Here is a 23,785-nt window from a genome sequence, read left to right as displayed (position 1 = left end):
ACGCGCGTGCGGCCCGATCGTCACGGCCGGCGTCGTCGACGCGATCGAGGCCGACATCGGGCCGCTGGACGTGCTGGTCAACAACGCGGGCTACGGCCACGAGGGTGTGCTGGAGGAATCCGCAATGGACGCGTTGCGCCGGCAGTTCGACGTCAACGTGTTCGGCACGGTCGCGATGATCAAGGCCGTGCTGCCCGGGATGCGCCGGCGGCGGCGCGGACACATCGTCAACATCACTTCGATGGGCGGTTTCATCACGATGCCTGGCATCGCCTACTACTGCGGCAGCAAGTTCGCGCTGGAAGGTATTTCCGAGGCACTGGGCCAGGAGGTTGCGCCCCTGGGCATCCACGTCACCGCGGTTGCGCCCGGGTCGTTTCGCACCGATTGGGCGGGCCGCTCGATGGTGCGCACGCCGCGCAGCATCGCCGACTACGACGCGCTGTTCGACCCGATCCGCGAAGCGCGCCGGTCCAGGAGCGGCCACCAGCCGGGCGACCCGGCCAAGGCCGCGCGCGCCATCCTGGCCATGCTCGACGCGCCGCGTCCGCCGACGCACCTGCTGCTGGGCAGCGATGCACTCGACCTGGTGCGCGGCAAGCTCGCCACTCTCGAAGCCGAACTGGCCGCCTGGGAGACGGTGACCCGATCGACGGACGGCTGATCGCCGCGCCTCGCCCCCCCGCAGCCTGGTGTTCGGCGCAAGCCCTGCGCGCGCCGCCCTAGAGCCGCACCAGCAACTCGGCAAAGGCCTGCGCCGAGGCCGCGACGTGCGCGCCCAGGCGGTGGTCGTCGTCGACCAGCAGCAGCCGACCCCGGCGCGCGCGGGTCCAGTCGACGACATCGGCGGCCGGGATCAGCTCGTCGTGCCAGCCATGGATCACCGACAGCGGCACCTCGGCGGCCTGCAACGGATGCGCGGCGTCGAGCCGGACCGGCGGCGCCATCAGGAACAGCGCCGCGACCGGCACCCGTTGCGAGACGTGCCCGGCGATCCAGGCGCCCAGGCTGGAGCCGGCCAGCACCAGCGGGCCGCGCGCGGCGGCGGCGGTCGCGGCCTGCATCAGCCGCTCGATGCGCGCGGCAACATCGCCCAGCGGGCTCACCTCGCGCCGCGCGTCCAGATCGGTGTAGTCGGGCCGCTCGTGGGTCCAGCCCAGCGCCTCGGCCGCCTGTGCCAGCGCGGTCACCTTGGTCGCGTCCGGCCCGCTCTCGAAGCCGTGCGAAAGGATGCAGTGGCCTCGCATCGGCATGCGCCGCGCGCTCATGCGGCGGCCTCCCAGTGCACGGCGTCGCCGACGCGCAGCGTGCCGCCTTGCACGATCCGCGCGCACAGCCCGCCCATGCCGCGCATCGCGTTGTAACCGCCCGCCCCCAATGCGGTCTCCATGCGCGAGCACGGGTCGCAGGGATCGGTGCCTTCGAACACGACCTCGCCGATCCGAAAGCGCCGGCCCTTGAACGCGATCAGCGGAATGCCCGAGACCACCAGGTTGCGGCGCAAGGTCATCGGCGCGACGGCGTCCCGGCCGCTGAATGCAGCGATCGCCGGCAAGTGCTCGGCCTGGATCAGGGTGGCGCCGCGCTTGCCGCTGCCACCGGCGTAGCGGTCGCCGGCCAGGCCTGCGCCCGCATGTGCCTGCGCGGTCTCGACGACCGTCATCGGCACATCGCGTGCCGGACGCAGGCCGATCCAGTCGAGCCGGCCGGCGCGGGGAAACTGCGTCATCAAGGCGTGGAGCGGGGAATCGGCGGGCGGAAGTCTCATCGCGGCAATGGTAGCCCGGAACGCCTTTCGGACACGCGCACGTGCCAAGTCCAACAGTGCGTTCGCGCCGTGCGATCCGGGCTACCATCCGCGCCATGTCCACCGCCGCGCCCTTCTCGACCATCGTGCAGCAGCCGCTGCCCTACGTGGACCGGCTGCCGCGACGTGCGCGCACCGACATCGCGCTGGTGGTGATCCACTGCACCGAGTTGCCGGACCTGGCGACCGCCCGCAATTACGGCGAGCGCGTGCTCTACGCGGCCGGCACCGGCAACAGCGGACATTGGTACATCGACCGCGACGGCACGATCGTCGAGTACGTGCCCGCCGAGCACGTCGCCCACCATGTGCGCGGCCGCAACGCCGAATCGGTGGGCATCGAGCTGGTCAACCGCGGGCGCTTCCCGCACTGGCTCGACTCGCGCCATCAGGCGATGGACGAGCCCTATACCGACGCGCAGATCGAGGCCCTGGTGGCGTTGCTGCGGCAGCTGTGCGACACGTTGCCGTCGCTGCGCGAGATCGCCGGCCACGAAGACCTCGATGTCGAGCAGGTGCCGGCCAGCGACGATCCGCAGCGCCGTGTACCGCGCAAGCGCGACCCCGGCCCGCGCTTCCCCTGGGACAAGGTGCTGGCGCAGGTGCCGTTGCGGCGCGCCGTCGCCTGAACGACGCGATCGGGGCCGGGCATCGGACGCCCCCTATAATCGTCCGCCCGGTGCCGCCCGCCACGACCCTGCCGCGATGACCCCGCCCGTTTCGGAACTGATCGACCTGCTTTCGCTCGAGCGCCTCGAGGACAATCTGTTCCGCGGCCAGAGCCGCGACATCGGCACCAAGTACGTGTTCGGCGGCCAGGTGCTCGGCCAGGCGCTGTCGGCCGCGCAGGCGACGATGACCGCGCCGCGCCCGGCGCATTCGCTGCATGCCTATTTCCTGCGCGCCGGCGATGTCGACGCGCCGATCGTCTACGACGTCGACCGCACCCGCGACGGTGGCAGCTTCTCGGTGCGCCGCGTCACCGCGATCCAGCACGGCAAGGTGATCTTCTTCTGCGCGGCCTCGTTCCAGGAGGCCGAAGCCGGCGCCACGCACCAGTTGACGATGCCCGAAGTGCCCGCGCCCGAGGACATCGCCCCGCAGGACCCGCTGCCGGCCGAAGTGCTGGCCCGACTGCCGGTCAAGGTCCAGCGCTGGCTCGACCGCAGCGGCCCGTTCGAGTTCCGCCACGTATATCCGCGCGACGAATTGCAGCCGCCCAAGCGCCCGCCGTTCCAGCAGGTGTGGTTCCGGCTGTCGGAGCGCGTCGGCGATGCGCCCTCGCTGCACCGTGCGCTGCTGGCCTACGCCTCCGACTTCCACCTGCTCGGGACCGCGACCTTCCCGCACGGCATCAGTTACTACCAGCCGAACGTACAGATGGCCTCGCTCGACCACGCGCTGTGGTTCCATCGTCCGTTCCGGGTTGACGAGTGGCTGCTGTATTCGCTCGACAGCCCGAGCGCACAGGATGCGCGAGGGCTGGCCCGCGGCCAGATCTTCGACCGCACAGGGCGCCTGGTCGCCAGCAGCGCGCAGGAAGGCATGATCCGCGTGCGCCCCGACGCACCGCCGGCCCCGGCGGCCGACTGACATGCGCCAGGTCTTCTCCAGCGCGCGCCTGGAAAACGTCGAGCGCGTCGCCGAGATGCTGCGCGCCGAAGGCATCGAGGTGCAGATCAGCAACGGCCGCTCCTACAAGGGCAACCGGCGCGGCACCTTCAGCTATCGCGACCAGGCCGCCGGCCCCCGCCCCGCGGTCTGGGTGACGCGCTCGGAGGACCAGCCGCGCGCCCGCGCGCTGCTGCGCGACACCGGCCTGCTGCAGACCCAGCCCTCGACGCGCAGCTACCTGACGCAGGGCGAACTGACGTTCGCGGCCGACAACGCACCGCCGCCCCGCCGGGGCCTGAGCCGGGCGGCGAAGATCCGCTACGCATTGCTGGGCGGCGCAGTCGTGGTGATCGGGCTGTCCTGGTGGTCGCGGCCGTCACCCGAGGCACCGGCGCCGGCACCCGCCGCCACGCCGGTCGCCGAGCAGGGCCCGGCGCTGGACATGCTGCCGCAGACGGTCGAGGCCGGCGTATTCCGCATCCCGGTGCCGCAGGCGTTGGTCGCGACGGTGCTCACCGATGCGCTGCGCGCGCAATCGGGCCCGGTCTGCGTGGCCGTCGACGGCGATACCCCGACCGCCCCGCTGCTGGCCGAGCTCGAGGCCGGCTATGCGCAGGTGCTGCCAGCCTCGGCATGCACGGGCGGCGACGGCCAGGCCGCGTGGCTGGAAGTACGCAACTACCGCACCGACGGCTCGGGCCGGGGCACAGTGGAGTTGTCGAGCGGGGGCACCGACGCCGCCCAGGGCGTGATCACGCACACCTTCGACGTCCAGCGGCAAGGCCGCGACTGGCACTTCGCGCCGGCCAAGTAGCCGGGACTCGTCGCCGGTCGCTGCGCGCGGCCGCCGGGATGGGGCATGATCGGCGGGTCGGTCACATCCGGCCACCGGGCTGCGTCCTGGTCAGATCCTCCGCTGGAAGCGACCGATGTCCGCGATTGCCGTCGACCCGAGCCTCGAAGACCGGATCCACCTGGAGCTGCCCGCCGCGCGCGACGGCGACCAGGCCGCGTACGGTCGCATCGTGCGGCTGAGCCAGAACGCGACAACCGCGATCGCCCTGGCGATCACCCGCGACGTGCAGGCCAGCCAGGACATCGCCCAGGAAGCCTACTTCAAGGCCTGGCAGCAGCTCGGGCGGCTGCAGAACCCCACCAGCTTCCTGCCGTGGCTGCGCCAGATCACCCGCAATCTCGCGCGCGATCACCTGCGCGCGCGCCGCGACCGGCTGGTCGCCGGCGAGGCTGCGGAGCTCGCGATCGCGCAGGCCGCCGATCCCGATGGCTGTCCGATGCAGCAGATCATCGACGACGAGAGCGGGCGCGTGGCCGCCGACCTGATCTCCGAATTGCCCGACGACAGCCGCGAAGTGTTGTTGCTGTACTACCGCGAGGGCGGCAATTCCCGCCAGGTCGCCGCCCTGCTCGGTCTGTCGGATGCGGCCGTGCGCAAGCGCCTGTCGCGCGCGCGACGCAGCCTGCGCGAGGACCTGATGGCGCGCTTCCGCGAGTTCGCGACGAGTTCCGCGCCTGGCACGGCGTTCACGCTGCTCGTGACCGCAGGCCTGATGAGCTTCGCCAAACCCGCCACGGCGGGCACCGCCGCGGGCGTCGCCGCCGGCGCTGCATTCGGCACGAGCATCGCGGGCAAGGCGGCGCTCGGCAGCGCCAGCGCGCTGGGCGCGGCCGGCGTCTCGCTGGTCTTCGGCGGCCTGACGCTGTGGCTGTGCCGGAAGATGGTCGCGCGCTATGCCGACACCGAGGCCGAGCGCCGGGCGATCCTCAAGCTCTACGACAGATGGTTCGTGTGGGGCTCGCTGGCCGGCGGCCTGCTGAGCGCCGGCATCGGCTTCATGACGGCCAGCAGCCGCATCGCGGACGGCTGGATCCTGCTGTCGGTCGCGATCGCGCTGTTCCTCTACAACTATCCGCTCCTGACCAGCATGCCGCGCCTGATGAATCCGCTGATTGCGCGCGACATCGCACGCGATCCCAAGGGCGGCGCGCGGCGTGCACTGGGCTATCGCCTGATGTTCGGCTCCAGCGGCCTGATCCTGACGAATGTCGGCCTGATCGGCGTGCTGCTGATCTTCTGGCTCAGGACGGCCTGATCGGACACACGCGCGACGCAGGCCGGTGTCGCGTGGCGCGCGCCGTCCATCGAAGATTCGCGGTCGCCCCGATCCGCACGAAGAAGTCCGTCCGCCGCTGAAACAGGAGAGGCCGCGCAGTGCGCGGCCTCTTGCTGACGACTTGTTCTGCCGACTCAGCGCTGCGGACGCGCCGGACGCAGTTCCTCGCGGCTGAGGAAGCCGTCGCGGTTGTCGTCCAGCCAGTCGAAGCGTCCGGCCAGTCGCGGCATCTTCTCGGCGACTTCGACGCGGCTCAGCTTGCCGTCGTTGTTGAGGTCGGTCTCGCGGAACTTCGCATCGAAACGACGCTCGCCCTCGGCGCGGCGCTCCGCGGCCTTCGCGATGTGCCAGGTACGCAGTTCGCTGCGGGTCAGATAGCCATCGCGGTTGGTATCGATGGCATCGAAGTTGGCGACCAGATCGAAGCCGTCGCCCTTGTGCGAACGCGCGCCGGGCCCGCGCTGCGGGCGTTCGCCGCGTGCCGCCGCCGGCGGCTCCGCGCGCGGTGCGTCGCCACGTGCCGTACGTTCGGCGCGGTGCGCGTCGCGACGTGCCTGCATGGCCTGCTGCGCAGCCTGCGCTTCGGCGCGGCTGATGCGGCCGTCCTTGTCGATGTCGAATCGCGCGATCGCGTCGACGCGATCGCCGCCGTGACCGCGCATGCCGTGGCCGCGATGACGCTCGCCGTCGGGCTTGGTCGCCTGCGTGCCGGCTGCAGGGTTCTGCGCAGCCGCAGCGCCGATGGTGGTGATGGAGAGTGCCGCCAGCAGTGCGGTGGTGATGAGGCGCTTCTTCATGTTGATATCCCGTTGCCGCGGCACCGTGCCGCTATGCAGGGATCAACGCGCCGGCCATGCGATCCGTTGACGCGGCGTCGGCCTGGTTCAGCCGGCAGCCGGCGAACCGGTCGCGCCGCCTGCGACGCGCGTCGGTATCCTCGCCGCATGCACGACGCCCCGCCGCCCGATCCCGCCCCCGACGCTGCGGCCAGCGATCTGCGCCTGTTCCACACGGCGCCACATGCCTGCGGGTACTGGCCTGAACGCGAAGCCCGTGATCTGGTGCTCGACCCGCACGATCCCCGCCTGGCCCATGTCTACACCCAGGCCCTGCGCTGGGGCTTCCGCCGCTCAGGCGACATCGTCTATCGCCCGCACTGCGCGCACTGCCGCGCGTGCGTGGCGGTGCGCATTCCGGTCGAGGACTTCACGCCCAACCGCAGCCAGCGCCGCGCACTCGCGCGCAATGCCGACATCGAATCGCGCGTGGTGCCGGCCGAACGCAACGACGAGCGCCTGGCGCTGTACCGGCGCTATCTCGTCTCGCGACATCCGGCCGGCGGCATGGACGACCATGGTGCGCACGAGTTCGACCAGTTCCTGATCGGCAGCTGGAACGAGGGCCGCCTGCTGGAACTGCGCCTGCACGGGCAGCTGGTGGGGGTTGCTGTGACCGATCTCATCGAGGATGCGCTGTCGGCCGTCTACACTTTCTACGACCCCGACTTCGTGTCACGCGGCCTCGGCACACTGGCGATCCTGCGCCAGATCGCCTGGGCGCAGCGCGACCGCAGGCGATACCTGTATCTCGGTTACTGGATCGAAGGACACCGCAAGATGGACTACAAACGCAATTTCCAGCCGCTCGAAGGCTTCGATGGACTCCAGTGGCGCGCGATGACGGCGTGGGCACGATGAGGCGCGGCATGCTCTGGCTGCTGCTCGTCGTCGTCGCGCTGGGACTGGCCGCCTGCGTCCGGGTGCATGTGCACGGCGACCGCCCGACCACGGCCTCGCCGCCCGCGCCGGCCGCCGGCGCGCTGCGCATCGCGACCTACAACACCTCGCTCAACAGCGACGCACCCGGCGGCCTGCTGCAACGCCTGCAGGGTGACGACGCGGGCGCGCGCAAGGTCGCCGCCGTGCTGCAACGGGTGCGCCCGGACATCGTGCTGCTCAATGAGTTCGACTACGTCGCCGACGGCAGCGCGGCGACGCTGTTCCAGTCCCGCTGGCTCGAGCGCACACAACCGGGCGGCGGCGCACCGCTGCACTATCCCTACCGCTACCTCGCGCCGGTCAACACCGGTGTGCAGAGCGGGCTGGACCTCGACGGCAACGGCACGGTCGGCGGCGAGGGCCGCGACCGCGGCAACGACGCCTGGGGCTACGGCCTGCATCCGGGCCAGTACGGCATGCTGCTGCTCTCGCGCTATCCCATCGACGCCGAGGCCGCGCGCACGTTTCAGTTGCTCAAGTGGAGCGCGATGCCCGATGCGCAGCGCCCGCGCGACCCGGCGACCGGCGCGCCGTTCCATCCCGACGCGGTGTGGGCGCAGCTGCGACTGTCGTCCAAATCGCACTGGGACGTGCCGGTGCGCACGCCCACCGGCGTGCTGCACGTGCTCGCCTCCCATCCCACGCCACCGGCGTTCGACGGGCCGGAGAAGCGCAACGTTGCGCGCAACCACGACGAGATCCGCTTCTGGCAGGACTATCTGTCGCCGGGCGCGCACGACTGGCTGTGCGACGATGCGGGGCGCTGCGGTGGCCTGGCCGCCGGTGCCCGGTTCGTGATCCTGGGCGACCTCAACAACGACCCGGTCGACGGTGCCGGTGCGCACGAGGCGATCGTCGGTCTCCTCGAACACCCGCGCGTGTTGCGGATGGCCACGCCGCGCAGCGAAGGCGCGGTCGAGGCGGCCGCGCGCGATGGCGGCGCCAATCTCGAGCACCGCGGCGCGGCCGCGCACGACACCGGCAGCTTCGGCCCGCGGGTGGGCAACCTCCGGCTCGACTACGTGCTGCCGTCGGTGGGCCACGTCCCGCTCGCCAGCGGCGTGTTCTGGCCGCCCAGCGACACCCCGCATGCCGAGATCGTCGACGGGACCGACCACCGCCTGGTCTGGGTGGACGTCGCCGACGGCGGCTGACGGCCGGCCATTGCGTCCCGGCCAAGCGCCGTGCGGCGATCGCGACAGTGCGACCGCCGCCATGCTGGCGATCACGGCGCCGCCCGTGCACCATCGGGGGATGCCGCCCGCCGCACCGCCCCGCCAGCACGAGTCCTGCGCCCGATGAGCACGGGGCTGTTCCGCGACGAGGTGCTGCGCGCGCGCCGCGAGGCCTGGCTCGGCACCGTGAGCCTGCCGGTGCCGCGCCGCGGCTGGCTGCTCGCCGCGCTCGGTGGCGCTGCGCTGCTGGTGATCGCCGCGACGCTGGCGTTCGGCAGCTTGCACCGGACGGTGCGCGCCTCGGGCACGCTGCAACCCGCCGAAGGCCTGCAGCGTGTGCAGGCGCCCGAGGCCGGCGTCGTCGTCCGCGTCCACGTGACCGACGGCGCGATCGTCGCAGCCGGAGATCCCTTGCTCGACATCGCGGTCGATCGCGACCTCGCTGATGGTGGCGCGCCACTGTCGGCACGGGTGGCCGAGAGCCTGGAGGCCGAACGCACGCGCCTGCGCGCGGCGCTGCAGACCTTCGACGTTGCGCAGCCGGCCCGCGAAGCCGACCTGCAGGCGCGGCTGGCGACGCTGGTCGACGAGGCCGGCTCGGCGCGCGACGAGATCGCGCTGCGCGAGCGCCAGGCCGCCAATGCCGAAGATGTGTTCGCACGGCTGCAGCCGTTGCGCGAGGCGCGGATCGTCAGCGAGGTCCAGGTCCAGCAGTACGAGAACCAGGCCCTGGAAGCGCGCGCCGCGCTCGGCGCTGCCCGGCGTGCGGGCCTGGAGGCCGAGCGCCGGCTCGCCGATGGACGTCGCAGCCTGCGCGAGCAGGCACTGTCCCAGGCCAACGAGCGCGGCACGCTGGCCCAGGCGTTGGCCGACCTGGACCGTGGCGATGCCGAGAACCGCGCACGCGGCACGATCCGGCTGCGCGCCCAGCGCCCGGGCGTGGTCAGCACCTCGGGGTTGTCGATCGGCAGCCCGGTGGCCGCGGGCGAGCCGTTGCTGACGATCGTGCCCAATGACGCGCGCTTCGTCGCCGAACTGTGGGTGCCCGCGCAGGCGGTCGCGCACCTGGCGCCGGGGCAGCGCGTGAAGATGCGCTACGACGCCTTCCCGCACCGTCGTTACGGCCAGCAGCCGGGCACGATCGTCAGCGTGGCCCGTGCTGCACAGTCCGCACCGCCACATGCGCGCACCGGCGCCGACGCCAGCGTGCCGCTGTACCGCGTGCTGGTGCGGCCCGACCATCAGAACGTACCAGGCGCTGACGCCGCGTTGCGCACCGATATCGGGGTCGACGCCGACTTGATTCTCGAACGCCAACGGCTGTACCAGCGCCTGTTCGGCGATCGCTTCGCCCGCCCCACCGCCGCCCGAGCCGACTGATGGCCCTGTCTTCCCGTCGACGCGTGCCCGTCGTGCAGCAGAACGAGATCGCCGAATGCGGGCTGGCCTGCCTGGCGATGGTCGCGGTGCATCACGGCCACGATCTCGACCTGGCGGCGATGCGCCGGCGGTTTCCGATTCCGATCCAGGGCGCGAGCCTGTCGCGGCTGATGGCGATCGCCCGCGAGCTCGGTCTCGAAGCGCGCCCGTTGCGCACCGAACCCGAGCATCTGCACACGCTCCAGGCGCCGTGCGTGTTGCACTGGGACCTCAATCATTTCGTCGTGCTCGTGCGCGTGTCGCGCGGCCAGGCGCTGATCCACGATCCGGCACGCGGCGCGGTGACGATGCCGCTGGCCGAACTGGGCCGGCACTTCACCGGCGTGGCGCTGGAACTGACGCCAGCCGCCGATTTCGCCCCGGTCTCCGACCGTACCCGCGTGCCGCTGCGCGCGCTGTTCGGCCGAATCTCCGGCATCGGCCCGGCGGCGACGCAGATCCTGCTGCTGGCGCTGTCGCTGGAACTGTTCACGCTGCTGCTGCCCCTCGCCCTGCAGTGGACGATCGACGGCGTGCTGGTCACCGCCGATACCAGCCTGTTGACGCTGATCGGGCTGGGTTTCCTCGGCGTGGTCGCGTTCCAGGCGACGATCGCGGCGGTGCGCGGCTGGCTGGTGGCCGACCTGGGCGCCTCGCTCAATGCGCAGTGGATCGGCAACCTGTTCGCGCACCTGTTGCGGTTGCCGCTGGACTACTTCGAGAAGCGCAGCGTCGGCGGCGTGCTGTCGCGTTTTCTGTCGGTGCAGTCGGTCCAGCAGACCCTGACCGGCAGCTTCGTCGAGGCGGTGCTCGACGGGCTGACCGTGCTGCTGGTGTTCGCGCTGCTGCTGTTCTACAGCGGGCCGCTGACCGCCCTGGTGCTGCTGGCCTTCGCGCTGTACGCGCTGCTGCGCTGGCTTGCCTACCGGCGCCTGCGCGACCTCAAGGAGACCCAACTGGTCCACCTGGGGCGGCAGCAGAGCCAGATGATCGAGTCGATCGGCGGCATCCAGACCATCAAGCTCGCGGGCCTGGAGGCCGCGCGCCTGGCGCGACTGCGCAACGCGACGCTGGAGGTCGCCACGCGCGAGGCCGCGATCGCGCGCACGACTGCGACCTTCGGCGCGCTCTCCAAGCTGATCTTCGGCTTGATGCGCGTGGGCCTGATCTGGCTGGGCGCGCTGTTGGTGCTCGATGGCCGGTTCACCGCGGGCATGATGGTGGTCTTCGTCACCTACGCCGACTTGCTGGCCACGCGCGGCGGGGCGCTGGTCGACAAGTTGGTCGAGTTCCGCTTGCTGGGCATGCACGGCGAACGCATCGCCGACGTCGCGCTGGCCGCGCCCGAGGCCGATGTCCAGGCTGTGCATTCGGGCCCCGACCCCGCGCCCGAGCTCACGATCGAGGGCGTGTCGTTCCGCTACGACGAGAGCGGCCCCTGGGTGCTGCGCGACTGCTCGCTGCACATCAACGCCGGCGAGTCGGTGGCGATCACCGGCGCCTCGGGGTCAGGCAAGACCACGCTCGCCAAGCTGATCCTCGGCCTGCTGGCGCCCAGCGAGGGCCGCATCCTGATCGATGGCGTCGACATCCGGCACCTGGGCCTGGCGCGCTACCGCGCCCGCTTTGGCGTGGTGATGCAGGACGACGTGCTGTTCGCCGGCTCGATCGCCGACAACATCAGCGTGTTCGATCCCGATGCGACGCTGGACCGGATCGAGAACGCCGCACGGATCGCGCAGATCCACGACGACATCGCCGCGATGCCGATGGGCTATGAATCGCTGGTCGGCGACATGGGCTCGGCCTTGTCGGGCGGCCAGAAGCAGCGCGTGATCATCGCCCGCGCGGTGTATCGCCAGCCCGATCTGCTGCTGCTCGACGAGGCCACCAGCCATCTCGACGTGCCGCGCGAGCGCGCGGTCAATGCGCTGATCGCCGACCTGCACGCGACCCGCATCATCATCGCGCACCGCACCGAGACCGTGCGCAGCGCCGATCGCGTCGTGCGGCTGGTGAATGGGCGCGTCGTCGAAGACGACGGCGCGGACGACACCAACGGTACCTGACCGTCGGCATCGAAAGTCCGGAAACACGACGTAGGTCCGGAATCCGGGGTTCCGCATCGTCCCTGCAGGCGACTAGCATCGAAGACGCCGGAACCGGACCGGCCCCTTTCGATCCGGACAAGCCACTGGAGGAAACATGAGCCATCAAGACGCGCAGCATGTCCGCCCCATCGCACGCCTCGCGGCCCGCGAGCTGACCGAGGACGAGGTCGCCGCTGTCGCTGGCGGCAAGCCCGACCACACCCACGCCACCGGCCCCAACGGCGACGATCCGGGCGACCCGGGCGTCGTCTGACCCGCTGCGAGCCATGCGCGGCCGGCCGTCCCCCGACGGTCGGCCGCATTGCATTCCAGATGCCGCCAACGCCATGACCGCCCCTCTGATCGTGTCGTCGCTCGCGCACGACATCCATGCCGCCGCCGCGTGCTGGGGGCTGCGCCGCACGGGCCTTGCGCCGCGCTGGATCGCCGGCTGGCACGCTGGCGCGCCGACGCTGGAGATCGCGTCCGACGGCGCCCCGACCGTCGACGGCTGGGGACCTGACGGCATGCCGCGCAGCGTGTGGTTCCGACGTCCGATGCCACCGCCGCAGTTGCCGGGCGTGGCCGAGCCCGACCAGCGTTTCGTCGGCGACGAGTGGCGCCGCTACGCCGGCAATCTGCATGCGATCGCCGGCGACGTGGCCGGGCCACTATGGGTCAATCCGCCGGCATCGGCCCTGCGCGCCGAGCACAAGCTCGTCCAACTGCAGGCCGCCGCGCAACTCGGCCTGCCGGTCCCAGCCACACTGATATCCAGCGATCCGGCGCGCATTCGCGCGTTTGTCGCGCGCCACGGCCGGGTCGTCTACAAACCATTCCAGACACACAGTTGGCAGGATGCCGACGGTCGGTTGTTCAGCACCTACGCGCGCGTCGTCGATGCGCAGATGCTCGCCTCCGACGCGAGTCTGCAGCTGTGTCCGGGGATCTACCAGCAGGCGATCGACAAGGTCTGCGACCTGCGGGTGACGGTGATCGGCGCGCACGTGTTCGCCGCGCGCCTCGACGCGCCGCACGATGACGACGTGGTCGACTGGCGTTCGGCCTCGATCGCCGGTGCGGTGGAGACGTCCGCTTACGCACTCCCCGCCTTCTGGCACGACGGTCTGCTCGCGCTGCATCGCAAGCTCGATCTCGCGCTGGGGTGCGTCGACCTCGTCGTCGATCGCAGCGGCGCGCTGCACTTCATCGAGGTCAACCAGGCGGGGCAGTTCCTGTTCCTGGAGCAGGCGTCACCGGAGCTTCCGCTGCTGCGCACGCTATGCGCATTGCTCGCGCAGGGCCGGCTGGATTGCGATCCGGCCGCGATGCCGGACGATGTCGGCTTCGCGTCCTATCTCGACAGCGCGGTCTACGCCGACTGGTGGGCCGAGGTCGCACCGCGCCTGCACACCGCCGGCACCGTGCCGCCAGGCGTCAGCCTCGAGGACTGAGCGGCGCACCCGCACTTTCTCGCACGTCGAAACGAGCACGCAGTGTTGACACAGGGCGCTCTACTTCGGATGGGCAGCCGCCTGCCGGCCGGAAGCCGTTTTCACCTCGGTCAAGGCCGCTTCGCGGTCCAGCCACGCGAAGCACGCGTGGCGTTCGCATGGATGCGCGGCAGTGCCGCGCATGCCATCCATGCTCACCCTGCCTTGACTCGGGCGCGCGCCCGCTCCGCTTCGCGGATCGGTCCGGCCCGGCGCAGCACGCCGGGCGTTCGCCCGCTCGCGCGGCATGCCGCGCAAACAGAGCGGGCTCACCCATGGCGCGCTCGACGCGGCCACCGGCCGCCAGTCCGCTGCAGCAGACATTGGCAACCCTACTTCGGTTCAATGCGGAGTCGCCTGCTTGAAGAAGTCGCTCACCATGGGCCTCAGTGCGTCGTACTGGTCGAGAATGGGATTGCGATAGCGAGCAAGGGGTGAGCGAAGATCGCTTGCGCTGCTCTGCCGCGCGACTTCGCGAACGCCCCCGCGTTCTTCGTCGGTGCCAAACTGGGGAGCGGGCTGATCGGGCCGGTGAGCAGTCCCCGACCGGCGCGACACACCGAGACTACAGTGCACGATTTCTTCCACCGGACGACGCCTCTGTCCAACCGAAGCCGGATTGCGAACGTTCACAGCGGCGGACTGGCGGCCGGTGGCCGCGCCAAGCGCACCATGGATGGTGCGCGCCCGAGTCAGGACAGGATGTCCTGCCGAGGGGGAAGCGGCTTCCGGCCGGCAGGCCGCTACCCATCCGAAGTCGCCGCTCTCATATGGAAAAAAAGCGGGCCTTTCGGCCCGCTTTTTCTTCGTCTCGTAACGCCAGGCCTTACTCGGCCGGCGTGCCCTCGCCTTCGGCAACGGCCTTCATCGACAGGCGGATGCGGCCCTGCTTGTCGACTTCCAGCACCTTGACCTTGACCACGTCGCCTTCCTTGAGCACATCGCCAACCTTCTCGACGCGCTCGTTGGAGATCTGCGACACGTGGACCAGACCGTCCTTGCCGGGGGAGATCGTCACGAACGCACCGAAGTCCATCAGCTTGACGACCTTGCCCTCGTAGATACGGCCCGGCTCGACGTCGGAGGTGATCTGCTCGATCCGCGACTTCGCGGCCTGACCGGCAGCGCCGTTGACCGAGGCGATCGTGATCGTGCCGTCGTCCTGGATGTCGATCTGGGTGCCGGTCTCCTTGGTGATCGCCTGGATGACCGAACCGCCCTTGCCGATGACCTCGCGGATCTTGTCGGGGTGGATCTTCATCGTGATCAGGCGCGGCGCGAACTCGCTGAGCTCGGCACGCGGGGTGGTCAGCGCGCTGCTCATCTCATTGAGGATGTGCAGACGGCCTTCCTTCGCCTGGGCCAGCGCGACCTTCATGATCTCCTCGGTGATGCCCTGGATCTTGATGTCCATCTGCAGCGCCGAGATGCCGTTCGTGGTGCCGGCGACCTTGAAGTCCATGTCGCCGAGGTGATCCTCGTCGCCCAGGATGTCGGACAGGACGACGAAGTCGTCGCCTTCCTTGATCAGGCCCATCGCGATACCCGCGACCGGCGCCTTGACCGGCACGCCGGCGTCCATCAGCGCCAGCGACGAACCGCAGACCGAGGCCATCGACGAGGAGCCGTTCGACTCGGTGATCTCCGACACGACGCGGATCGTGTACGGGAACTCTTCCATCGTCGGCATCACCGCGAGCACGCCGCGCTTGGCAAGGCGGCCGTGGCCGATCTCGCGACGCTTCGGGCCCATCATGCGGCCGGCCTCACCCACCGAGTAGGGGGGGAAGTTGTAGTGGAACAGGAAGTGTTCCTTGTACTCGCCGGCGACCGAATCGATGATCTGGCCGTCGCGGGCGGTGCCCAGGGTGACCGCGACGATCGCCTGGGTCTCGCCGCGGGTGAACAGCGCCGAGCCGTGGACGCGCGGCAGCACGCTGACCTTCGAGCTGATCGGACGCACGTCCGCCGGGCCGCGGCCGTCGATGCGCTTCTTGGTCTTGAGGACCGAGTTGCGCATGGTCTGGTATTCCTGCTCGCCGAACTCCTTCGACAGCTCACCCTGCGACCAGGCATTGGCCTCGGCGTGCGGCGCGATGGTTTCGAGGATCGCCTTCTTGAGCTTGGAGATGGCGTCCTTGCGCTCGAGCTTGTCGCGCACCTGGAACGCGCCCGCGAGCTGCTCGCCGATGGCGGTGCGCAGGGTCGAGATCAGGCCTTCATCGGCGGCCGGAGCCTGCCAGTCCCACTTCGGCTTGCCGGCTTCGGCGACGAGCTCGTTGATCGCGGCGATCGCGACCTGCTGCTGCTGGTGACCGAACACCACCGCGCCAAGCATCACGTCTTCCGACAGCTCCTTGGCTTCGGACTCGACCATCAGCACCGCCTTGGCGGTACCGGCGACGACGAGCTCGAGCTCGGAATCGACCAGCTCGCTGGTCGTGGGGTTGAGCAGGTACTGGCCGTTCTTGTAGCCGACCTTCGCCGCGCCGATCGGGCCGTCGAACGGCGCGCCCGACAGCGACAGGGCGGCCGAGGCGCCGATCAGGGCGAGGATGTCGCCGTCGACCTCGGGGTTGAGCGACATCACCGTGGCGATGACCTGAACCTCGTTGCGGAACCCTTCGGGGAACAGCGGGCGGATCGGACGGTCGATCAGGCGCGCAGTCAGCGTCTCCTTCTCGGTCGCGCGACCTTCGCGCTTGAAGAAGCCGCCCGGGATCCGGCCGCCTGCGTAGAACTTCTCCTGGTAATCGACGGTCAGCGGGAAGAAATCCTGCCCTTCGCGCGCGGTCTTGTTGGCGACCGCGGTGACCAGCACCTGCGTGCCTTCGCACGAGACCATGACCGCACCGCCGGCCTGGCGGGCGATCTCGCCGGTTTCGAGCGTCACCGTCTGGTTACCGAACTGGAAGCTCTTTGTCACTTTTGCCACGTTGAATTCCCTTGATGACTCTTGCGATGGACCGGACGGAACCCTTGCCCCGACCGGGCGGACGCTGCACGCGCCCAAAAAACGACCGCGGCGCATTTCTGCGCCGCGGGGGGAGACGGGTTTAGCGACGCAGGCCGAGCTTCTCGATCAGCGCCTTGTAGCGGTCTGCATCCTTGCGGTGCAGATAGTCGAGCAGACTGCGACGGCGATTGACCATCATCAGCAGGCCGCGGCGGCTGTGGTGGTCCTTCTTGTGCGTCTTGAAGTGCTCGGTCAGGTGCACGATACGTGCGGTCAGCAGGGCGACCTGGACCTCCGGCGAGCCGGTGTCGTTGTCGCCGCGCTTGTGTTCTTCGATGATCTTGCTGTTGTCGATCGTGGTCATGTGTTCGCTCTTGACGCGCGTCCCGCAGAGACAGCGACGGATCAACCGTCACGTACCGCCCGGACCGCCTGTGGATGGAGAGTGCATTTCGCCTGGAAAAAGGCGGCCAAGATTGTATCGCCTGCGGCCTGCCCGAACAAGGCGACCTATTCAGTCCGGCACGCCCGCACGCCGGAACATGCGCCGCGGCCACAGGCTGCCGTCGCCCTGCACCTGCGCCAGCCCCTCGGCCCGTGCGTTCGGCCCGAAGACCGCGACCTCGCCGGTCGCCGCGAACGGGCCGGGCAGCGACTGCCCGTTCTGCAGCCGGGCCGCCTGGCGGGCGTCGACGTGGACCGCCGGCCAGGCCAGCATCCCGGCCTCCAGGTCCAACAGGCAGGCCTCGAGCTGGTGCTCGCCGCGCGCGGCGAGCGCCTGGAGTTCGTCGAGCGTCCACATCCTGGGATCGCGGAACGGGTCGACCCACAGCCGGCGCAACTGCGCGACGTGCGCGCCGCAGCCCAGCAGTTCGCCAAGGTCGCGGACCAGGCTGCGCACATAGGTGCCCGAGCCGCACTCCACGTGCAGGCGCAACTGCGGCGCCCCCCCTGGGTCGAGCACGCCGTCGAGCAGGTCGGCCGCCGACTGCAGTTCGAAGGCGTGCACATCGACCGGCCGCGACTCGACCTCCACGGCCTCACCGCGGCGGGCCTTGGCGTACAGCGGTTCGCCGCCGCGCTTGAGCGCCGAATAGATCGGCGGGCGCTGGTCGATGCGACCGGTCAGGCGCCGCAGCGCGGCGTCGATCGTGGCCAGATCCAGCGGCGGCACCGGCCGCTCGCGCAGCAGTTGGCCGGCCGCATCGTCGGTATCGGTGACCTGGCCGAGCCGGGCGACGGTGGTATAGGCCTTGCGGGCGCCCAGCAGCCCGCCGGCGATCTTGGTCGCCTCGCCGAAACAGACCGGCAGCAGCCCGGTCGCCAGCGGATCGAGGCTGCCGGTGTGGCCGCCCTTCTCGGCGCGGAACAGATGGCGCACGCGCTGCAGGGCCTGGTTGGAGCTCAGGCCGCCCGGCTTGTCGAGCAGCAGGATGCCGTCGAGCTTGCGGAACTTGGTGCGCGGGCGGGACTGGGGACGGCTCATCGGATATCGGCGGACGAAAACAAGAGCGACGTCCCGCAGGACACGGGCGGCGTCATGGCCGCAGCGTGGGCGTCCGACGCCCTGCGTGCGGCCTCGTATCGAGCCCCGACGACCATGCGGCACCGACGAACGCCGGGCCGCCGGTTCACGACGATCGCGGTCAGACCCGCTCGCCGCCGTCGTCGAGATCGCGCAGCAAATGGTCGATGCGCTCGCCGCGATCGACCGAATCGTCGTAGTGGAAATGCAGCTCGGGCACGTGGCGCAGCTTGACCGCGCGCGCGAGACGGAAGCGGATTTCGGGTGCGACCGCCTTGAGCCCCTTCAGCGCCTCGGCCGCGCGCTCGGACTGCAGCGCGGTCACGAACACCTTGGCGTGGGCCATGTCGCGCGTGACCTCGACGTCGGACACGCTCACCGACGGCAGGCCGTGCTCGGACACGGCCTCGCGGACAAGGGTGCCGAGTTCACGGCGAAGCTGGGCGGAGACGCGGTCGGTGCGGTGGAAGGATTTGGTCGGCACGTGATTCGTAGTTCGTGATTCGTCAGGGGGGTGCGAAAAGCTTGCTCGATCCTGCGATGGAGTGCGGACCCGTGACCCGCGTTCGCGGATCACGAATCCCTCATCGCCGATCGGTCGCGGACGCTTACAGCGTCCGCTGCACCTCGATGCGCTCGAAGCACTCGATCTGGTCGCCGGCCTTGACGTCGTTGTAGGCCTTCACGCCGATGCCGCACTCGGTGCCGTTGCGCACCTCGTCGACGTTCTCCTTGAAGCGGCGCAGCGATTCGAGTTCGCCTTCGAACACCACGGTGTTGTCGCGCAGCACACGGATCGGCTTGGAGCGCTTGACCACGCCCTCCACCACCATGCAGCCGGCCACGGCACCGAACTTGGAGCTGCGGAAGACGTCGCGGACCTCGGCGATGCCGATGATCTCTTCGCGGATCTCCATGCCCAGGATGCCGGACGCGACCTGCTTGACCTGGTCGATCACATCGTAGATCACCGAGAAGTAGCGCAGGTCCAGACCGTTGCCTTCGATGACCTTGCGCGCCGAGGCGTCGGCACGGACGTTGAAGCCGATGATCGTCGCCTTCGCCGCCGCGGCCGAGTTGGCATCCGACTCGGTGATGCCGCCCACGCCCGAGACGATGATGTTGACGCGGATCTGATCGTTCGACAGCGCGGTCAGGGCCTGCTTGAGCGCCTCCACCGAACCCTGCACGTCGGCCTTGACGACCAGGTTGAGCGACAGCTGCTGCTCGGCCTGGCCCATCTGCGCCATGATGTCTTCCATGCGGTTGCCCGCTGCCTGCACAAGACGCGTCTCGCGGCGCTTGGCCTCGCGCTGCTGGGCGACGTCCTTGGCCAGGCGCTCATCGGCGACGACGACGAAATCGTCGCCGGCGTCGGGCACGCCCGACAGGCCGAGCACCTGCACCGGGATCGACGGCCCCGCGGTCTGCACCTGGGTGCCGGTCTCGTCGAACAGCGCACGCACGCGGCCGTACTGCACGCCGCAGACCAGGTAGTCGCCGCGGGCCAGCAGGCCCTGCTGCACGAGCACCGTCGCCACCGGGCCGCGGCCCTTGTCGAGCGAGGACTCGATGACCGTGCCGCTGGCACGGCCTTCGGCGACCGCGCGCAGCTCCAGGATCTCGGCCTGCAGCGAGATCGCATCGAGCAGGTCGTCGACACCGTCACCGGTCTTGGCCGACAGCTCGACCATCTGCGTGTCGCCACCGAAGTCCTCGGCCACGACCTCGTGTTCGAGCAGCTCGTTCTTGACCCGGTTCGGATCGGCATCGGACTTGTCGATCTTGTTGATCGCCACGATCAACGGCACCTTCGCCGCCTTCGCGTGCTTCACCGCCTCGACCGTCTGCGGCATGACGCCGTCGTCGGCCGCGACCACCAGCACCACCAGGTCGGTGAGCTTGGCGCCGCGGGCGCGCATCGAGGTAAACGCCGCATGGCCCGGGGTGTCGAGGAAGCTGATGACGCCCTTGTCGGTTTCGACATGGTAGGCGCCAATGTGCTGGGTGATGCCACCGGCCTCGCCCGAGGCGACCTTGGTGCGCCGGATGTAGTCCAGCAGCGAGGTCTTGCCATGGTCGACGTGGCCCATGATCGTGACCACCGGCGGACGCGCGGCCAGCTCGCCCTGCGACTCGCCGACGTGGGCGATCAGCTCGCTCTCGGCGTCATCGGCATCGGCGCGCACGGCGGTGTGGCCCAGTTCCTCGACCACCAGCACCGCGGTGTCGTGATCGATCGACTGGGTGATCGTCGCCATGACGCCCATCTTGAACAGCGCCTTGACCACATCGCCGCCCTTCATCGCCAGCTTCTGGGCGAGATCGGCCACGGTGATCGCCTCGCCGATCGCGACTTCGCGCACGACCGGTGCGGTCGGACGCTCGAAGCCGTGCGGACCTGCGCCGCTGCGCGCTGGCGCACTACCGCGGCGCTGCGGGCCACGGGTCGGCCGGCCGCGCGTGCTGGTGCTGCGGCGCGCCCGGTCGGACGCACTCAGGTGCAACTGTCCGGCGAAGCGCGCGGTGCTGTCGTCGTCCTCGACGCCCGACACCATCGCGTGCGAACCGCGGTTGCCCTTCTTGGCATTGGCGTTGCGGTCGTCGCTGCGCGGCGCCGCCGGCGCCTTGTGCGCATGCGCGTGGCCACCGGCCGGCTTGCGGGCGGTCGCGGCATCAGCGACGTCCGGCGCGGCGGCCGCAGCCGCGGCAGCCTGGCGCAGCCGCTCGGCTTCGGCCTCGGCTTCGCGCTTGCGCTGCTCGGCCTCGTCGGCACGGCGCTTGTCTTCCTCGGCCAGGCGCTGCTGCTCGGAGAGGTTGCGCTGGCGCGATTCCTCGAGCTTGCGCAGGATCTCGGCGCGCTCGCTGTCGGGATCGACCGGCGCCCCGCCATCGGCAGGCCGGCTGAGCGTGACCTTCTTGCGCACGACCACGTCGACCGTCTGGCGGTTCTTGCCGCCGCCGACCGTCAGTTCCTGCTTGCGGCTGCGGCTGAGCGTGATCTTCTTCGGCGCGGAGGTTTCCTCGACCGGGGCATCGCCCTTGCCATGGGCGCGCTTGAGGAAGCCGAGCAGCTTGAGCTTCTCGGCACTGGTCACGACCTGATCGGGGTTGCTGAACTGCATGCCCGCCTCGGACAGCTGTTCGAGCAGTTTCTCGACCGGCGTGTTCACCAGTGCGGCCAGCTTACGGATGGTGGTTTGTTGCGACATTCGTGATTCCGATTCCTTGCGCGCCGCCGCAGGGGGCGGCGCAGTGGATTTGTCATTCTAGCGCTGCATGGGGTGCATTCCGAACGCGACCGCCTACCGGGACCGGGCGACTGCAGGCGCGCCCCTCGAAGGAGCCTGCGACCTGCGCCATCACTGCGGCCTTCCCGACGGTCCGACTACGACTTCGGGTCGTCCTGCCCGGCCTTCACACGACCGGGCGGCAGATCACCCCTCCCGTTCCAGACGTGCGATCTCCTCGGCACGCGCGGCCAGGATCAACGCCGCGGCGCGCGCCTCGTCCAGGCCCTCGATGCCGAACTCCAGCACCTCGTCGGCGCCCAGGTCGGAGAGGTCCTCGCTGGTGCGCACGCCGTGGGCGGCGAGCGCAAACGCGGTGTCCTCGTCCATGCCCTCGAGTGCCAGCAGGTCCTGGGCCGGCGCGTTCTCGTCGGCTTCCTCCTCGACCGCGAGCGCGTCGTTGAGCAGGGCGTCGCGGGCGCGCGAGCGCAGCTCTTCGACGATGTCCTCATCGAAGCCCTCGACGGCGAGCAATTCGCCGACCGGCACGTAGGCGATCTCCTCGACGGTGCCGAAGCCCTCGGACACCAGGATGCCGGCGATTTCCTCGTCGACTTCCAGCTTGTCCATGAACAGCTGGCGCGCGGCGGCCTGCTCGGCTTCCGACTTCGCGGTCACCTGGTCCTGGGTCATCACGTTGAGCTGCCAGCCCGCCAGGCGGCTGGCCAGGCGCACGTTCTGCCCGCCCTTGCCGATCGCCTGCGCCAGCTTGTCCTCGGCGACCGCCAGGTCCATCGAGTGCTTGTCCTCGTCGACGACGATCGACTGCACCTCGGCCGGGGCCATCGCATTGATGACGAACTGCGCCGGGTTGTCGGACCACAGCACGATGTCCACGCGCTCGCCGTTGAGCTCGTTGGACACCGCCTGGACGCGCGAACCGCGCATGCCGATGCACGCGCCGATGGGATCGGTGCGGGTGTCGTAGGCGACGACGGCGATCTTGGCGCGGTCACCCGGATCGCGGGCGCAGGCCTTGATCTCGACCAGGCCCTGGCCGACTTCCGGCACCTCGAGCTTGAACAGCTCCATCATGAATTCGGGCGCGGCGCGGCTGATGAACAGCTGCGGGCCACGGGGCTCGCTGCGCACGTCGTACAGGTAGCCGCGCACCCGGTCGCCGGCGCGCACGACATCGCGCGGAATGGCCTTGTCCTTCTGGATCAGCGCCTCGGCATTGCCGCCCAGGTCGACATAGACATTGCCGCGTTCCACGCGCTTGACCACGCCGGTCACCAGCTCGCCCACGCGATCCTTCCACGCATCGACGACCTGCTGGCGCTCGGCCTCGCGCACGCGCTGCACGATCACCTGCTTGGCGGCCTGCGCGGCGATGCGGCCGAAATCGACGTTCTCGATCTGCTCTTCGATGTAGTCGCCGACCTCGACGCCGTCGGCCTCGTCGACCGCGTCCATCAGGCGGATCTGGCGATCGGGCGACTCCATCACCACGTCGTCGGCCACGACCTCCCAGCGGCGGAAGGTCTCGTAGCTGCCGTCCTTGGGATCGATCGCCACGCGGGTCAGCACGTCCTGATCGACATAGCGCTTCTTGGCCGCCGTGGCCAGCGCGGCCTCGATGGCCTCCAGGATCACGGTTTCAGGGACGCCTTTTTCGCTGGCGACCGCATCGACGACCAGCAACAGTTCCTTGCTCATCTTTTCATTCACTCCGCACCGGCCGGCTTGCGCGGCCGCTTGTTGTCACGTGGTGTGTTGTCAGCGTTGCGGGCCGCGCCGGCGGCGCGGCCCTTCTTGTCCTTCGACGGCGCCAGGCCCAGCGCGGCCCAGTCGGGGACCAGCCGCGCCTTGTCGATGTTGTCGATGCGCACCGTCAGCGGCGTACCGTCGACGTCGAACGTGATGGTCTCGCCGTCGACCGCGTCGATGCGGCCGGTCAGGCGGCGGCGCCCGTCCTGCGGCAGCTTCAGACCGACCTTCGCGGCCTGGCCGGCGAAGCGCGCGAAATGCGCGGCCTCGAACAGCGGCCGGTCGACGCCGGGCGAGGACACCTCGAGCGTGTAGTTGCCGCTGATCGGATCTTCGACGTCGAGCTGCGCGGACACTTCGCGGCTGACCGCCTCGCAGTGCTCGATGGTCACGCCCTGCCCGGCCTCGCCGTCGGTCGCGTCGCCTTCGGCGGCGTCCGTATCGGTGGCCGGCAGATCGATATACAGCCGCACCAGCGCGCCACCGGGCGCAGGCAGGTACTCGATGCCCAGCAGTTCGAGGCCGAGGGATTCGACCGTCGCCGCCAGCATCGTCTTGAGTTGTGTCGCCTTGTCCGCCACTCGTCCCTCGCGTTGTCCGGTACCGCGTCCGATCGCCTGCACGTCGACGACCTGCCGACGCGCGCGTCGGTTTTTGCGGTCGTGGAAAACGACAAGGGGCCCGACGGGCCCCTTGTCCGATACCACTGGATGTCGGCGCCGAAGCGAAGCAGGAGCTTCGGCAAGCCCAGACTTTTCGCTTCCGGGCGCCTTGCGGACACCCATCGAACAACGCG

General features: G+C 70.0%; 21 protein-coding genes. 11 read left to right on the top strand and 10 right to left on the bottom strand.

Features of this window, described 5'->3' with window-relative positions; translation table 11 throughout:
• The first annotated feature begins 16 nt into the window (after positions 1–16).
• Complete coding sequence (locus ABE505_RS05235; RefSeq protein ID WP_346442398.1) at positions 17–664, top strand: oxidoreductase; 648 nt, start codon at positions 17–19, stop codon at positions 662–664.
• Positions 665–722: 58 nt separating this feature from the next.
• Here the strand turns inward: ABE505_RS05235 and ABE505_RS05230 are convergent, their stop codons facing one another.
• Complete coding sequence (locus tag ABE505_RS05230; RefSeq protein WP_346442397.1) at positions 723–1,247, bottom strand: YqiA/YcfP family alpha/beta fold hydrolase; 525 nt, start codon at positions 1,245–1,247, stop codon at positions 723–725.
• A 17-nt stretch (positions 1,248–1,264) separates the two neighbouring features.
• Positions 1,265–1,768, bottom strand: coding sequence for an MOSC domain-containing protein (locus ABE505_RS05225; RefSeq protein WP_346442338.1), 504 nt, complete (start codon positions 1,766–1,768; stop codon positions 1,265–1,267).
• 95 nt (positions 1,769–1,863) lie between these two features.
• Here ABE505_RS05225 and ABE505_RS05220 point away from each other — a divergent pair, with 95 nt between their 5' ends.
• From ABE505_RS05220 to ABE505_RS05205, 4 genes are all read left to right on the top strand, one after another.
• Positions 1,864–2,436 (top strand): N-acetylmuramoyl-L-alanine amidase, encoded by a 573-nt coding sequence (locus ABE505_RS05220; protein ID WP_346442337.1) that lies wholly within the window; start codon positions 1,864–1,866, stop codon positions 2,434–2,436.
• A 76-nt stretch (positions 2,437–2,512) separates the two neighbouring features.
• Positions 2,513–3,400 (top strand): acyl-CoA thioesterase II, encoded by an 888-nt coding sequence (gene tesB / locus ABE505_RS05215; RefSeq protein WP_346442336.1) that lies wholly within the window; start codon positions 2,513–2,515, stop codon positions 3,398–3,400.
• 1 nt (position 3,401) lies between these two features.
• A complete protein-coding gene (locus ABE505_RS05210; protein ID WP_346442335.1) occupies positions 3,402–4,235 on the top strand; it encodes a hypothetical protein in 834 nt (277 codons plus the stop codon).
• 115 nt (positions 4,236–4,350) lie between these two features.
• Positions 4,351–5,532 (top strand): RNA polymerase sigma factor, encoded by a 1,182-nt coding sequence (locus ABE505_RS05205; RefSeq protein WP_346442334.1) that lies wholly within the window; start codon positions 4,351–4,353, stop codon positions 5,530–5,532.
• 155 nt (positions 5,533–5,687) lie between these two features.
• On the opposite strand, the gene ABE505_RS05200 is transcribed toward ABE505_RS05205, so the two are convergent.
• Positions 5,688–6,350, bottom strand: a complete 663-nt coding sequence (locus ABE505_RS05200) for an EF-hand domain-containing protein (protein ID WP_346442333.1) — start codon at positions 6,348–6,350, stop codon at positions 5,688–5,690.
• 147 nt (positions 6,351–6,497) lie between these two features.
• Between ABE505_RS05200 and ABE505_RS05195 the strand changes: the two genes are divergently transcribed.
• From ABE505_RS05195 to ABE505_RS05170, 6 genes are all read left to right on the top strand, one after another.
• On the top strand, positions 6,498–7,250 hold the full coding sequence (locus tag ABE505_RS05195; protein ID WP_346442332.1) for an arginyltransferase: 753 nt from the start codon (positions 6,498–6,500) through the stop codon (positions 7,248–7,250).
• An 8-nt stretch (positions 7,251–7,258) separates the two neighbouring features.
• Positions 7,259–8,485: an endonuclease/exonuclease/phosphatase family protein gene (locus ABE505_RS05190; protein WP_346442331.1), complete on the top strand. Its 1,227-nt coding sequence runs from the start codon at positions 7,259–7,261 to the stop codon at positions 8,483–8,485.
• A gap of 144 nt (positions 8,486–8,629) precedes the next feature.
• A complete protein-coding gene (locus tag ABE505_RS05185) occupies positions 8,630–9,886 on the top strand; it encodes an HlyD family efflux transporter periplasmic adaptor subunit (RefSeq protein WP_346442330.1) in 1,257 nt (418 codons plus the stop codon).
• Positions 9,886–11,994, top strand: coding sequence for a peptidase domain-containing ABC transporter (locus ABE505_RS05180; RefSeq protein ID WP_346442329.1), 2,109 nt, complete (start codon positions 9,886–9,888; stop codon positions 11,992–11,994). The genes ABE505_RS05185 and ABE505_RS05180 overlap by 1 nt, the downstream gene beginning before the upstream one ends.
• Positions 11,995–12,130: 136 nt before the next feature.
• Positions 12,131–12,289, top strand: coding sequence for a hypothetical protein (locus ABE505_RS05175; protein ID WP_183426482.1), 159 nt, complete (start codon positions 12,131–12,133; stop codon positions 12,287–12,289).
• A 73-nt stretch (positions 12,290–12,362) separates the two neighbouring features.
• The gene (locus tag ABE505_RS05170) at positions 12,363–13,469 is read left to right on the top strand and encodes a hypothetical protein (RefSeq protein ID WP_346442328.1); all 1,107 of its coding nucleotides are present in this window, start codon (positions 12,363–12,365) and stop codon (positions 13,467–13,469) included.
• An 865-nt stretch (positions 13,470–14,334) separates the two neighbouring features.
• Here ABE505_RS05170 and pnp read toward each other — a convergent pair.
• From pnp to rimP, 7 genes are all read right to left on the bottom strand, one after another.
• The gene (gene pnp, locus ABE505_RS05165; protein WP_346442327.1) at positions 14,335–16,443 is read right to left on the bottom strand and encodes a polyribonucleotide nucleotidyltransferase; all 2,109 of its coding nucleotides are present in this window, start codon (positions 16,441–16,443) and stop codon (positions 14,335–14,337) included.
• A gap of 121 nt (positions 16,444–16,564) precedes the next feature.
• The gene (gene rpsO, locus ABE505_RS05160; RefSeq protein WP_183426485.1) at positions 16,565–16,828 is read right to left on the bottom strand and encodes a 30S ribosomal protein S15; all 264 of its coding nucleotides are present in this window, start codon (positions 16,826–16,828) and stop codon (positions 16,565–16,567) included.
• Between the two features lie 150 nt (positions 16,829–16,978).
• Positions 16,979–17,950, bottom strand: a complete 972-nt coding sequence (gene truB, locus ABE505_RS05155) for a tRNA pseudouridine(55) synthase TruB (RefSeq protein WP_346442326.1) — start codon at positions 17,948–17,950, stop codon at positions 16,979–16,981.
• Between the two features lie 160 nt (positions 17,951–18,110).
• Positions 18,111–18,473, bottom strand: a complete 363-nt coding sequence (gene rbfA, locus ABE505_RS05150; protein WP_346442325.1) for a 30S ribosome-binding factor RbfA — start codon at positions 18,471–18,473, stop codon at positions 18,111–18,113.
• A gap of 124 nt (positions 18,474–18,597) precedes the next feature.
• Positions 18,598–21,201, bottom strand: a complete 2,604-nt coding sequence (infB, locus tag ABE505_RS05145; RefSeq protein ID WP_346442324.1) for a translation initiation factor IF-2 — start codon at positions 21,199–21,201, stop codon at positions 18,598–18,600.
• Between the two features lie 225 nt (positions 21,202–21,426).
• Entirely contained in the window at positions 21,427–22,938 is a 1,512-nt protein-coding gene (gene nusA / locus ABE505_RS05140; RefSeq protein WP_346442323.1) for a transcription termination factor NusA, read from the bottom strand.
• A gap of 8 nt (positions 22,939–22,946) precedes the next feature.
• The gene (gene rimP / locus ABE505_RS05135) at positions 22,947–23,570 is read right to left on the bottom strand and encodes a ribosome maturation factor RimP (protein ID WP_346442396.1); all 624 of its coding nucleotides are present in this window, start codon (positions 23,568–23,570) and stop codon (positions 22,947–22,949) included.
• Positions 23,571–23,785 lie beyond the last annotated feature (215 nt).

The sequence above is a fragment of the Luteimonas sp. TWI382 genome, from assembly GCF_039674545.1.
GTDB lineage: Bacteria > Pseudomonadota > Gammaproteobacteria > Xanthomonadales > Xanthomonadaceae > Luteimonas.
The sequence above is the reverse complement of the archived record's forward strand: the minus strand, read 5'-3'. Positions and strand labels throughout refer to the sequence as shown.

Excerpts from the sequence above, each read along its gene's own strand:
- ABE505_RS05230 (WP_346442397.1), bottom strand. The coding sequence starts at position 1,247 with ATGCGAGGCCACTGCATCCTTTCGCACGGCTTCGAGAGCGGGCCGGAC.
- ABE505_RS05225 (WP_346442338.1), bottom strand. The coding sequence starts at position 1,768 with ATGAGACTTCCGCCCGCCGATTCCCCGCTCCACGCCTTGATGACGCAG.
- ABE505_RS05220 (WP_346442337.1), top strand. The coding sequence starts at position 1,864 with ATGTCCACCGCCGCGCCCTTCTCGACCATCGTGCAGCAGCCGCTGCCC.
- tesB (WP_346442336.1), top strand. The coding sequence starts at position 2,513 with ATGACCCCGCCCGTTTCGGAACTGATCGACCTGCTTTCGCTCGAGCGC.
- ABE505_RS05210 (WP_346442335.1), top strand. The coding sequence starts at position 3,402 with ATGCGCCAGGTCTTCTCCAGCGCGCGCCTGGAAAACGTCGAGCGCGTC.
- ABE505_RS05205 (WP_346442334.1), top strand. The coding sequence starts at position 4,351 with ATGTCCGCGATTGCCGTCGACCCGAGCCTCGAAGACCGGATCCACCTG.
- ABE505_RS05200 (WP_346442333.1), bottom strand. The coding sequence starts at position 6,350 with ATGAAGAAGCGCCTCATCACCACCGCACTGCTGGCGGCACTCTCCATC.
- ABE505_RS05195 (WP_346442332.1), top strand. The coding sequence starts at position 6,498 with ATGCACGACGCCCCGCCGCCCGATCCCGCCCCCGACGCTGCGGCCAGC.
- ABE505_RS05190 (WP_346442331.1), top strand. The coding sequence starts at position 7,259 with ATGCTCTGGCTGCTGCTCGTCGTCGTCGCGCTGGGACTGGCCGCCTGC.
- ABE505_RS05185 (WP_346442330.1), top strand. The coding sequence starts at position 8,630 with ATGAGCACGGGGCTGTTCCGCGACGAGGTGCTGCGCGCGCGCCGCGAG.
- ABE505_RS05180 (WP_346442329.1), top strand. The coding sequence starts at position 9,886 with ATGGCCCTGTCTTCCCGTCGACGCGTGCCCGTCGTGCAGCAGAACGAG.
- ABE505_RS05175 (WP_183426482.1), top strand. The coding sequence starts at position 12,131 with ATGAGCCATCAAGACGCGCAGCATGTCCGCCCCATCGCACGCCTCGCG.
- ABE505_RS05170 (WP_346442328.1), top strand. The coding sequence starts at position 12,363 with ATGACCGCCCCTCTGATCGTGTCGTCGCTCGCGCACGACATCCATGCC.
- rpsO (WP_183426485.1), bottom strand. The coding sequence starts at position 16,828 with ATGACCACGATCGACAACAGCAAGATCATCGAAGAACACAAGCGCGGC.
- truB (WP_346442326.1), bottom strand. The coding sequence starts at position 17,950 with ATGAGCCGTCCCCAGTCCCGCCCGCGCACCAAGTTCCGCAAGCTCGAC.
- infB (WP_346442324.1), bottom strand. The coding sequence starts at position 21,201 with ATGTCGCAACAAACCACCATCCGTAAGCTGGCCGCACTGGTGAACACG.
- nusA (WP_346442323.1), bottom strand. The coding sequence starts at position 22,938 with ATGAGCAAGGAACTGTTGCTGGTCGTCGATGCGGTCGCCAGCGAAAAA.